This window comes from Burkholderia aenigmatica (assembly GCF_048627025.1).
GTDB classification, from domain to species: domain Bacteria; phylum Pseudomonadota; class Gammaproteobacteria; order Burkholderiales; family Burkholderiaceae; genus Burkholderia; species Burkholderia aenigmatica.
Genome location: NZ_CP184468.1, coordinates 958,054 through 969,446, shown reverse-complemented (window position 1 = coordinate 969,446; position 11,393 = coordinate 958,054). Strand labels below are relative to the sequence as shown.

Here is an 11,393-nt window from a genome sequence, read left to right as displayed (position 1 = left end):
CGGACAGGCTGACCGCTACGCGTGCGTCAACGCGCCGCCAGGTACTGCGTGATGATTTCATCGGGATTTCCGTCCGCCTTTACCTGCCCGTGATCGAGCCACACGACGCGATTGCACAGCGTCTTCAACAGGTCCATGTCGTGCGACACGCAGACCATGATGCTGGCCTTGTCGATGAACTCCGTCATCCGCTGCTTGGCCTTGGCGATGAAAGACGCGTCGCCGCCGGCAAACACTTCGTCGAGAATCAGGATTTCCGGATGAACGGCCGTCGCAATTGCAAACGCCAGCTTCATGTACATGCCGGTCGAATAGTATTTCACCGGCGTGTCGATGAATTCTTCCAGCTCCGTGAATTCAATGATTTCGCCTTCCAGGCGGCGCAACTCGTCTTTCGAATAGCCGAGAATGCTGCCGCTGAAATAAATATTGTCGCGACCGCTGAATTCGGGATTGAAGCCGGCGCCGATCTCGATGAGCGGCGCGACGCGCCCGGTGATCTTGACGTCGCCGGACTGCGCGGAATAAATGCGGCAGATGGTCTTCAGCAGCGTGCTTTTACCGGCGCCGTTATGTCCGACGATACCCACACGATCGCCGCGCCGAATCGTCAGGCTGACATTCTTCAACGCCCAGAAATCCGTGAATTTCGAATGGGATTTCGAGCGGAAAAACTGCGCAAGGTAGTCTTTCAGACTCGGCGTCTTGTCATGGTAAAGTCGAAATTTGAGCGACACATTTACCACTTCAATCGAAGACATAATCAAAGCCTAAAGATAAGTTTGTTCTCGTACGACCGAAACAGCTTGAGTCCGATCGAGAAGCTTGCGATCGCAGCGCCCAACGCGATGCCGATCACCGTCAACGACGGCAATTCCGAGCGATAAATCGGTGCGCGGAACAGATCCACGAAATAGAGCAGCGGATTGAAACGCAGGATGTTTTGCAGTCGCGGCGAAATGGCGCTCGGCTGGTACATGATCGGCGTCAGGAAGTACAACGCCTGCATCAGCACGCCGATCAGATGCTGCAGATCCCGGAAATACACCATCGCAACCGACAGCATCAGCGCGAGACCGAGCGCGAAGAAATACAGGATCGCGAAGGAAATCGGGAGAAAGAACAGGGCCGGACTGATGCGCGCGCCCACGACAAACGCGATGACGAACAGCGCAACCAGGCCGAACAGCGAATCCAGCAGGCACCCGATCGCGGTCGAGATCGGGAAGATCAGCTTCGGGACATAGACTTTCTTGATCAGCCCTTCGTTCGACACGATCGAGCTGCCCGCCTGCACCACGCATCCGCTGAAGAAGTTCCACGGCACCGTGGCGGCGAACAGGAAAATGGCGTAGTCGCGCAGGCCGAGGCGGAAGATATGCGAGAAAACGACGGCGGACACCGTCATCATCATCAGCGGATTGAGAATCGTCCACAAATATCCGAAGATGGTCCGGCGGTAACGGGCCAGCAGTTGCTGCGTCACCAGTTGGTACAGCACGTGCCGATAGGCAAACAGCTCTTTGGTAAACATTATCGAGTTCAATTGAAACCGGCAATTTGGCAAAATCGGCATGCAAACCAGCCCCGGCGACCGCTCGGCGGCCGCGGACCCGATACGGCGAACGGCTTTCCACGTCTCGCACCACGCATCGGACTCCGGCCCGGATCGGAGGGGGCGCAAATTATAGCGCACCGGTCGCGCAATCAGCGACCGATCCGGCGCAGGATTACCCTTGCCGCTTCGCCGCCGACGCGAACTTCCGCTTGACCCGCCCCATTACGCCACGAGAAATCAGATAGAAGCGACGCAATACCCAGATTCCGGGAATCCGCAGCGCGATCGCGCGAAGCCGGCTCCTCGACACCGCGATCGGGTACATGATCTTCGCCAGTTCCTCGGCGTACTTCATCACCTCGTTCGGCGTCATCTGCAGCACCATGCCGTCCCGGGCCTGCACCGCTTTCTGATAGTAGTCGTCCAGTTCCTGCTGACGGACCGATGCAACCGAGTCTTGAGCCGGCACCCGATACTCGGATGTCACCTTCTCGACGAGCTCGAAATCGTTGCGCTGGCAATAACGCACCCACAAGTCCCAGTCCTCGAGGCGATCCAGCTGCACGTTGAACCCGCCGTACTGCTCGAACAGCGAGCGCCGGAACAGAATCGCCTGAATCGGAATGAAGTTGTGATGCCAGATCGCCGCCCGCGAGAAACCCTCGCGGTACGCTACGTAGCGGCTGGCAACCCGGTACACCCACGGATCATGGCTGACGATTTCCGTATCCACCTGGAACGCGAGCGCATACGCGCCGGCCAGATCCGGACGGCTGTCGAGCTTGCGCGCCAGCACTTCGACGTGGTCGGCAAACAGCAGGTCGTCGTCATCGAGGAAACAGGCGTACTTGCCGGTCGACGCCTCGAGCCCGACGTTGCCGGCGACACAGCGCCCTGCTTTCGGAATCGGGTGGTACTGCACCCGCGCAAGCGCGCCCGATGCCCGAACGGCTTCGACGAACGATTGCGCGGTATCCGAGCCGTCCTCCACCACCACGAGCTCGACGTTCGGGTAAGTCTGATGCACGACCGACTGCACGGCCTCTTTCAGCTTGCCCAGGCGCCCCGCACACGTACGCACCACGATGCTCACGAGTGGCGCGTCCGCCGGCACGTGTTCGAACGTTTGAAACGCCCCTTCGCGAGATTGCTCGTAGTCCCAACCGCGGAACGAGAACGTGATGTCCGACTGCTTGCGCGTGCGCAGGAAATAGAATCCGTCGCGCAGGATCGTCATCAGGTTCGCAAACAGGCCCTTGATGCGCCCCGGGATCGGCAGCGGGATCATGAACAACCCGAGATACATCGCAAGCCCGCCGACGATCTGGCGCAGCGTGCCGTACCGCATGCGCAACAGGACGTTCGCCCGCGTGCTGCCGAAAAACTGCACCGGCTTCAGCTCGTTCGCGGTTTCATACGTGTAGTGCCAGCACACGGCGTCGACGCAGTACTTGATGAGATGGCCTCGATCGCGAAGGCGATACGAAAGCTCGACGTCTTCGCCGTACATGAACAGGCGCGACTCGTAACCCCCGACCTGTTCCAGCGCGCTGCGCCGGAACAGCATGCACGCGCTTGACGCCCAGCTCACCTCGAGCGTGACGGGATCGTAGTACTTCGGATGCTCGTACGGCTTTTGCCTGAATTCCCAGCCCGCGACCCGCGCGTCGTCGGCGACGGCGCGGCGCACCGCGCGCTCGATGGCATCCGCCTCGTACGTCAGGTCGACGTTGGTGACCAGAAAGAAATCCGACCGGCCCGCCGCAAGGTTGGCGTTGTGCCCTGCGCCGAAGCCGACGTTTGCGCCCACGTCCAGCGACACCGACCGGAACCGCTCGCCGAATCGCGCGAACAGGTCGCGCAGCACCTCGACCGTGCGGTCCTTCGAACCATTGTCACGAATCAACACCGTGATCTTGTCGAGCGGATACTGCTGCGCGACGAGACTCTCCCAGAAACCTGCAAGCCAGCGCTCGGAATTGTATGTAACGATGGAAATATCGATACAAGGTAGGTCGGTTGTGCTCAGACTGGACATTGATTCCAAAGGGTGACCGGGGGGAAAGAGTGGTTCTGTCATGTCTGCTCGCCTGAACGAGGGACGGGATACAACGCGGCAGCGTCCCGGGACAGCCGCTCGCGTTGCAGCTGTCTGGCCGGCGCTGGGGCCGGCACTGGAACTACATGGGCAGCCCCGGACGACAGGGTACTCCCGCTCCCGCCACGGATGCCTCTCGTACACCATGAGACACCCGCGCGAATGGACGACTCTCGGGTCGAGGAGAGACGCAAACGCATTGCAATCAGGCCGTTACCGCCGGCACCCGGCCCGCTGAACCATTTGGACTAATTGGACCGGTTCGACCGCCTGACGACAGGCCTGACAAAGGCGGCATTGTCGCATGAATGACTCAGCGGGTAATGTTAAAAGGTGTATCAAGGCCTGTCGAGTTGCGTCCCGGCGGCATGCCCGCGACGTCCGTGGCTGCCGCGGTACGCCCACGCCAGCCTCCCGCCCCTTACCGCACGCACCGGACAGGTGCGCGTGCGGAAAGGGCGCACCAGCGGTCATGTACAATCTCGGCCGTTGTCACTTGCCGCCTCTGCCGATCGAGGGCGACATTCCGTGTATCCGGTGTGTTAACGTGTTCTCGTTCGAGGCTGCGCATTCATCACATGAAACTGACGATTCAAGGTACTGCCCGCCTCTCCAAGCGTGTTCTGTCGCGGCTGCGACATCGCATGACGGCGGGCCGCGGGCCCGCCCGTAGCAACACGGCCGCCAGCCCCAACGGCACGGCTCCGTCGCAAGGCGACCACGAGCCGGGAAACGACGCACGATTTCGAGCGTTCGTCGAAGAAAAATTCGATCGCGACGCCTATCTGTTCAACAATCCGGACGTCAAGGCCGCCGGCGTCGACCCCGTCGAACACTGGCTGAAGTGGGGCATCGACGAAGGTCGCTCGATGGCACCGCGCACGGACGTCGTGATCGGCGACATGGATCATATCGAAGGCGCGTCGTGGCAGTACTTCCGCTGGAAGGGGCGCCCCGTCGCGGTCCGCGTGCGTCGCCCGATCGGACGCATCCTCGATCAGATCGCCGAACAGGCCGAATTCGATCTCGGGATCGTGGCGGCCGGCGCGAAAGCGATCAGCAATCTTCGCGAATTCGACGCGACCGACCTGCTGGCTCGCGACGGCGTTCACGTGTCGAGAATCTTCGAATCGCTGTCGGTGGTGCCGCGCACGGTCGTCGCAACGCCGTTCCTGTGTACCGGCGGTGCCGAGAAATACGTGGCCGACCTCGTGCAGACGCTTGGCGATTCGGTCGCCGAACCGATCCTCGTGGTGGTGACCGAGGCAACCGAAAAGGAATCCGCCGGCTGGGAAGCGCTGAACATCCTCGCGCCCCTCAAGCGGCACGAGGTGCTGTTCTGGCGTGACGCGTGCGGCCCGGGCCACGCCAGTGCGGCCGTCTTCGCCCGCTTTCTCAACGCCCTTCGGCCCAATACGATCATCATCAACAACAGCCGGGTCGGCCTTGACGCGGTCGCCCAGTTCGGCCGCGGCTTGTCACAGTACGCAAAGATTTTCTGCACGTTCTTCAGCCTCGGCGTCAACGGCATCGGCGCCCCTTACGGCGCACGCTTCCCGCGCCGCACGCTTTCCTATGCCGCGGCACTGACCGACAACGCGCGCATGGCCGATACCCTCGAGCGCATGTGGGGCGGCATTCGCGGCCCCGGCGTCGTGGAGTTGCCGGCCAAGGCCATGCTGATCGACGAGACGACGTTCGCCGCCCGCCTCGCGCGCCGCGCGCCACGCTGGGCCAACCCCGACCGGCATCGGCGCTGGCTGTGGGTTTCCCGCGTCGAACCGTTCAAGGGCACAGAGATCCTGGCCGCGCTCGCGCAGTTGCGCCGCTCGGACGAATTCGACGTGTACGGCCCCGTTCACGGCAGCATTGCGCAACTGGGCCTCTCCGCGCCGAACATTCATCACAAGGGCGTGCTCGAAAACGTGCCGGCCGCGGATTTCGTCGACTACGACGGCTTCATCTTCACCAGCCTGTTCGAAGGCATGCCCAACATCGTGCTGGAAATGAGCCAGCATGCGCTGCCGATGATCCTGGCGGACGTTGGCGGGCTGCGCGGTACGTTCGACGACTCGGCCGTCAAGTTCGTCGGCCACCAGCACCACGCCGTCGAAACGGCCGCCGCATTCAGCACGGCGATGGACGCGGTGTGCGGATCGACCGGCGCGGAAGTCGAACGCATGATCGGTGCCGCGTACCAGCAGGTGGTCGCCCGCCACTCCCCTGCCGCCTACTCGCAGAACGTCAAGACCATCTTCGGACTAGAAAGTGACTGACATTTCCGTCTTCATCGTTTTCCACAAAGAGGCGGCATTTGCGATTCCGGCTCTGGCGAGCATGCAGCGACTGGTGAGCGTCGCGCGCGAATCGGGCTTGCGTATCGAAGCACGAGCGTTGCTCGACAACCCGGACCCGCAGACGCTCGACATCGTGAAACAGCGCGGCGCGTGGCTGGATGCACTCGACGTCGTCTCGTGCGGCGACCTGGGCCTGACGAGAAACAAAGGCGTCGAAGTGGCAAGCGGCGAATATCTCGCCTTTCTCGATGGCGACGACCTGTGGGGCAGCCAATGGCTGACGCGCGCATTTGCGTGCTCGCGCGACGAGACGGCCGAAGCCCGCTCCATCTGGCACCCCGAAAGTCTGTTCTATTTCCACGAGAGCGATTACGACCGGCACTCGATGAACCATCTGCCGCACCCGTTGGCCCAATCGTTCCACTTCCGCCACCGGGCAAGCGACGAGGAAGGCTTCGATCGCAACTCGCTGTTCCTGAACAACGTCTGGTCAGCCAACATTTTCGCGCACCGCAGCATTTACCAGCGGTTCCCGTACAAGCCTGTCGTGAAGTCGATGGGGCTCGGGATCGAGGACTGGACCTGGAACATCGAAACGCTTTGGTCCGACGTCGCACACCGGATCGTGCCGGATACCGTCCACATCATCCGCGTGAAGGAAATGGGCTCCCTGGGACAGAGCAATGCGAGCGAAGGGCTGCTCCCGCACATGCCGGAGCAGATTTTCCCCATCGTCGGGAAGCACGAGGATCACCCTCTCCAGGCCGACGGCACGGCCTGACCGACCCGGAATGCCCATGAGCGGACCGCGATGACGCGCGGTCCGGCAAGCGCTCAGTCCCGCCGGATTTCGGCGAGGCAAAGCGCCAGTGCATCGCGCCAGTCCGGTGCGGCAAGCCCGAACGTCCGCAAGAGCTTTTCGTTCGACAAGCGCGAGTTCGCCGGGCGCACGGCGGGTGTCGGATATTCCGACGACGGAATCGGCAGGACCAACGGACGCGCCTCAAGCGCGGCGAGCTCGACGATCGCGCTCGCAAAACCATGCCACGAGGTTTCGCCACCGGCCGTCAGATGATAGACGCCCGAACGGGACGCCCACCACGCGGGCGCATCGTCGGCGCCAAGCGCCTGCGCGACGACGTGCGCGGTCATCGTGGCGATCGTGTTCGCCCAGGTCGGCGCACCGATCTGGTCGGCAACGATCTTCAACTCCCGGCGTTCCGCCGCGAGCCGCAGCATCGTCAGCAGGAAGTTGCGCCCACGCGCGCCATACACCCAGCTGGTACGAAATACGATCGCGGCTGCGCCGACGGCTTCGATCGCACGCTCGCCCGCGAGCTTCGAGCTTCCGTAGACATTCTGCGGCGCGGGCGTATCGGTCTCGACATACGGCGAGGCCTTCGCACCGTCGAACACATAGTCGGTCGAGTAATGGATCAACGCAGCGCCCAGCGCCTTCGCCTCCTCGGCCAGCACGCCCGGCGCGGTCGCGTTGATACGCATTGCCGCGTCCTCGTCACGCTCTGCCTGGTCGACCGCCGTGTAGGCCGCGGGATTGACGATCAGCGTGGGCCGCACGTCGCGCACCACCGCCCGAATCCGGTCCGGATCGGCCAGGTCGAGTGCGGCACGGTCTACCGCGACGACACGGCCGAGCCCCTGCAGCGAACGGGCGAGCGCGAACCCGACCTGCCCGCCCACCCCCGTCACGAGAATCCGTCGTGCGTCACTCATACACGTCGGCCTCCGCGAGCGGCTTGCCGGCGGCATCCTTCGCCGCAAGCACCGGTTCGCCATCGAGCTGCCAGTCGATACCCAGCGCGGGATCGTTCCACAGCAGGCTGCGCTCGTGTTCGGGATACCAGTAGTCGGTCGTCTTGTACAGGAACTGCGCGGAGTCGGACAACACCACGAAGCCGTGCGCAAAGCCAGGCGGCACCCACAGCTGCCGATGATTGGCTTCCGACAGCAGTACGCCGACCCACTTGCCGAAATTCGGCGAGCTGCGCCGGATATCGACCGCGATGTCGAGCACTTCGCCCTCCACGACCCGTACGAGCTTCCCTTGCGCATGCTGGATCTGATAATGCAGCCCGCGCAGAACACCCTTCGCCGATCGCGAATGATTGTCCTGCACGAACGTCACGTCCGGCGCGACCTGTTCGGCAAACTCGCGCGCATTGAAGCTCTCGTAAAAGAACCCGCGCGCATCGCCGAACACCTTCGGCTCGATGATCTTGATTTCCGGCAATGCCGTTTCGGTTACTTGGATGGCCATGCCAATTGGTCGTCGAGAATGTGTTGCAGGTATTTACCGTAAGCGTTCTTCGCAAGCGGTCGTGCCAGCGCCAGCACTTGTTCCGCGTCGATCCAGCGCATCCGATAGGCGATTTCCTCAGGGCATGCCACGACCAGCCCTTGCCGCTTTTGCAGCGTCGCGATGAAGGTCGCCGCCTCGATCAGCGAATCGTGCGTGCCCGTATCGAGCCACGCGTAGCCGCGCCCCATGATCTCGACGTCGAGCTCACCGGCCGCCAGATAGCGCGAGTTGACGTCCGTGATCTCGAGTTCGCCGCGCGCCGACGGCTTGATGTCGGCGGCAATATCGCACACCTGCCGGTCGTAGAAATAGAGCCCCGTCACCGCGTAGCTCGAGCGCGGCACGGCCGGCTTCTCTTCGATCGATACCGCCCGGAACGCGCGGTCGAATTCGACCACGCCGTAGCGCTCGGGATCCTGCACGTGATAGGCAAACACGGTCGCGCCGGCCTCCTTCGTGCTGGCCCGCTCGAGCTGCTTCGCGAGGTCGTGCCCGTAGAAGATGTTGTCGCCGAGAATCAGCGCGGACGGATCGTTGCCGACGAAGTCCCTGCCGATGATGAACGCCTGGGCCAGCCCGTCGGGCGACGGCTGCACCGCATACTGGATGTTCATCCCCCACTGGCTGCCGTCGCCGAGCATCGCCTCGAAGCGCGGGGTGTCCTGCGGCGTCGAGATGATCAGCACGTCGCGAATGCCCGCGATCATCAGCGTCGACAGCGGGTAGTAAATCATCGGCTTGTCGTACACCGGCAGCAATTGCTTCGATACGACGTGCGTAATCGGATACAGCCGCGTGCCCGAGCCGCCGGCGAGAATAATGCCCTTACGTGCCATCGATCAGACCCTCACGTGCGTTGCGCGTAATTGGTTTCGACCCACTTGCGGTAATCGCCGGACGCGACCTCGTCCACCCACGCCTGGTTGTCGAGATACCAGCGGACGGTCTTCGCGAGCCCCGTCTCGAACGTCTCGGCGGGCGTCCAGCCGAGTTCGCGCTCGAGCTTGCGCGCGTCGATCGCATAGCGGCGGTCGTGGCCCGGGCGGTCCTTCACATAGGTGATCTGGTCGCGGTACGAACCCGCTGCCTTCGGCCGCGCGGCGTCGAGCAGGTCGCACAGCGTGTGCACGACGTCGAGGTTCTTCTTCTCGTTCCAGCCGCCGATGTTGTACGTCTCGCCCGGCACGCCGCGCGCGAGCACTTCGCGGATCGCGCTGCAGTGGTCGCCGACGTACAGCCAGTCGCGCACGTTCTGGCCATCGCCGTAGACCGGCAACGGCTTGCCCGCGAGCGCGTTCGCGATCATCAGCGGGATCAGCTTCTCCGGGAACTGGTACGGGCCGTAGTTGTTCGAGCAGTTCGTCGTGAGCGTCGGCAGGCCGTACGTGTGGTGGTACGCACGCACGAGGTGGTCGGAGCCCGCCTTCGTCGCCGAATAGGGGCTGTTCGGCGCGTAAGGCGTCGTTTCCGAGAACTGCGGATCGGTCGCGGACAGCGACCCGAACACCTCGTCGGTCGACACGTGCAGGAAGCGGAACGCCGCCTTGTCGGTATCGTCCAGGCCGTTCCAGTGCATGCGTGCCGCTTCGAGCAGCGTGAACGTGCCGACGACGTTGGTCTGCACGAAATCGGCCGGCCCGTGGATCGAGCGGTCGACGTGGCTTTCGGCGGCAAAGTGGATCACGGCACGCGGCTTGTGCTCGGCAAACAGTGCATCGAGTGCCGCGCGATCGCAGATGTCGACACGGGCAAACACATGATCCGGATTCTCGTTCAGCGGGGCCAGCGTACGCAGGTTACCCGCATAGGTCAGCTTGTCGACATTGAGCACGGCCTCGCCGGACGCTGCCATCCAGTCGAGTACGAAATTGGCACCGATAAAACCCGCGCCGCCGGTAACCAGGATCATGAAACGTCCTCTAGTAATAATCATGTGCGGCGCGCCTGACAGGCGCACTTCGCACTTCTTGTCATGTCACAGTGGCCAAGTCTCGGCCGATCAGGCCCGGCATTTTAACCGGTCGCCATGACCGGCCAAGTCACGAGATGTTAATTTCGGAGCGAAAATGCCAATTATAGGAATCCAGCCGGCGCCAACTCCATGCCGCTAACAACTTGATACAGCGCCCCGGCCCTTTGCGCCACAAGAATCCTGTGCCACGCAAACGGCCCGATACGGAACGTCCGTTGCGCCGCACGCGTATTTGAATGATGCTTTCTCAGCTCACCCAGACTCGTTACGATCCGACCCTCATGCTTTCACCCCCCATCGCCATCGGCGACATCCAGGGCTGCCATTCGGCTTTCCAGTCTTTGCTCGACAAGCTTTCAGCCCCCGCCGACACGCCGCTGTGGATCGCCGGCGACGTCGTCAACCGCGGCCCGGACTCCCTCGCCTCGCTGCGAGCACTTGTCGACCTTGGCCCGCGCGCGACCGTCGTGCTCGGCAATCACGATCTCCATCTGCTTGCAGTCTCCGCCGGCCTGCGCACCGAACGCCCGGGCGACACCATCGGCGAGATTCTCGACGCGCCCGACGCCGACGCGCTGCTCGACTGGGTCCGCCACCGCCCGTTCGTGCATGCGGAGCACGGGATGCTGCTCGTGCATGCGGGCATGCTGCCGCAGTGGGATGCCACGCTCGTGCTGGAACTCGCCGACGAACTCCAGCGCGCGTTGCGCGCGCCCGACTGGCGCGACACGCTGCAGAAGCTGTACGGCAATGAGCCGTATCAATGGAGCCCGGATCTGAAGAAACGCGACCGGATGCGCGTCGCGTTCAATGCATTCACGCGCCTGCGCTTCTGCACCCCCGACGGTACGATGGAATTCAAGGCGAACGGCGGCCCCGACAACGCACCGCCCGGCTACCTGCCGTGGTTCGACGTACCGGGACGCCGCACGGAGAACGTGACGGTCGTGTTCGGGCACTGGGCCGCGCTCGGCCTGATGCTGCGCGACAACGTCGTCGCGCTCGATTCGGGGTGCGTGTGGGGTAACCAGCTGTCGGCCGTGCGGCTGACGGCCGATCCGGCGCAGCGCACGGTCACGCAGGTGCAGTGCGACGCGTGCCGCGCGCCGGGCGGAGAGTGATTACCGGCTGATTCGCGGGGCCGGGAG

General features: G+C 63.2%; 10 protein-coding genes. 3 read left to right on the top strand and 7 right to left on the bottom strand.

Annotation, left to right across the window (positions count from 1 at the left end):
- Nucleotides 1–26: 26 nt before the first annotated feature.
- The 3 genes from ACN8ZM_RS04530 to ACN8ZM_RS04520 are packed head-to-tail and all read right to left on the bottom strand — an operon-like array spanning nt 27 to nt 3,803.
- On the bottom strand, nt 27–761 hold the full coding sequence (locus ACN8ZM_RS04530) for an ABC transporter ATP-binding protein (RefSeq protein WP_089450040.1): 735 nt from the start codon (nt 759–761) through the stop codon (nt 27–29).
- Nucleotides 762–763: 2 nt separating this feature from the next.
- Complete coding sequence (locus tag ACN8ZM_RS04525; protein ID WP_143330969.1) at nt 764–1,696, bottom strand: ABC transporter permease; 933 nt, start codon at nt 1,694–1,696, stop codon at nt 764–766.
- 34 nt (nt 1,697–1,730) lie between these two features.
- Nucleotides 1,731–3,803: a glycosyltransferase family 2 protein gene (locus ACN8ZM_RS04520; protein WP_420210659.1), complete on the bottom strand. Its 2,073-nt coding sequence runs from the start codon at nt 3,801–3,803 to the stop codon at nt 1,731–1,733.
- Nucleotides 3,804–4,039: 236 nt separating this feature from the next.
- Between ACN8ZM_RS04520 and ACN8ZM_RS04515 the strand changes: the two genes are divergently transcribed.
- Entirely contained in the window at nt 4,040–5,932 is a 1,893-nt protein-coding gene (locus tag ACN8ZM_RS04515) for a glycosyltransferase (RefSeq protein WP_420210658.1), read from the top strand.
- A 61-nt stretch (nt 5,933–5,993) separates the two neighbouring features.
- On the top strand, nt 5,994–6,734 hold the full coding sequence (locus ACN8ZM_RS04510) for a glycosyltransferase (RefSeq protein ID WP_420210657.1): 741 nt from the start codon (nt 5,994–5,996) through the stop codon (nt 6,732–6,734).
- A 53-nt stretch (nt 6,735–6,787) separates the two neighbouring features.
- Here ACN8ZM_RS04510 and rfbD read toward each other — a convergent pair whose 3' ends face one another.
- From rfbD to rfbB, 4 genes are read right to left on the bottom strand one after another with little or no spacing between them, the layout of a single operon-like run.
- A complete protein-coding gene (rfbD, locus tag ACN8ZM_RS04505; protein ID WP_420210656.1) occupies nt 6,788–7,687 on the bottom strand; it encodes a dTDP-4-dehydrorhamnose reductase in 900 nt (299 codons plus the stop codon).
- Nucleotides 7,680–8,231 (bottom strand): dTDP-4-dehydrorhamnose 3,5-epimerase, encoded by a 552-nt coding sequence (gene rfbC, locus ACN8ZM_RS04500; RefSeq protein WP_089450034.1) that lies wholly within the window; start codon nt 8,229–8,231, stop codon nt 7,680–7,682. Before rfbC ends, rfbD begins: the two co-directional genes overlap by 8 nt.
- Nucleotides 8,216–9,109 (bottom strand): glucose-1-phosphate thymidylyltransferase RfbA, encoded by an 894-nt coding sequence (gene rfbA / locus ACN8ZM_RS04495; RefSeq protein WP_089450033.1) that lies wholly within the window; start codon nt 9,107–9,109, stop codon nt 8,216–8,218. The genes rfbC and rfbA overlap by 16 nt, the downstream gene beginning before the upstream one ends.
- A gap of 11 nt (nt 9,110–9,120) precedes the next feature.
- Nucleotides 9,121–10,182, bottom strand: coding sequence for a dTDP-glucose 4,6-dehydratase (rfbB, locus tag ACN8ZM_RS04490; protein WP_043181595.1), 1,062 nt, complete (start codon nt 10,180–10,182; stop codon nt 9,121–9,123).
- A gap of 344 nt (nt 10,183–10,526) precedes the next feature.
- On the opposite strand from rfbB, the gene ACN8ZM_RS04485 reads away from it, so the two are divergent.
- Complete coding sequence (locus tag ACN8ZM_RS04485) at nt 10,527–11,366, top strand: symmetrical bis(5'-nucleosyl)-tetraphosphatase (RefSeq protein WP_043181592.1); 840 nt, start codon at nt 10,527–10,529, stop codon at nt 11,364–11,366.
- Nucleotides 11,367–11,393 lie beyond the last annotated feature (27 nt).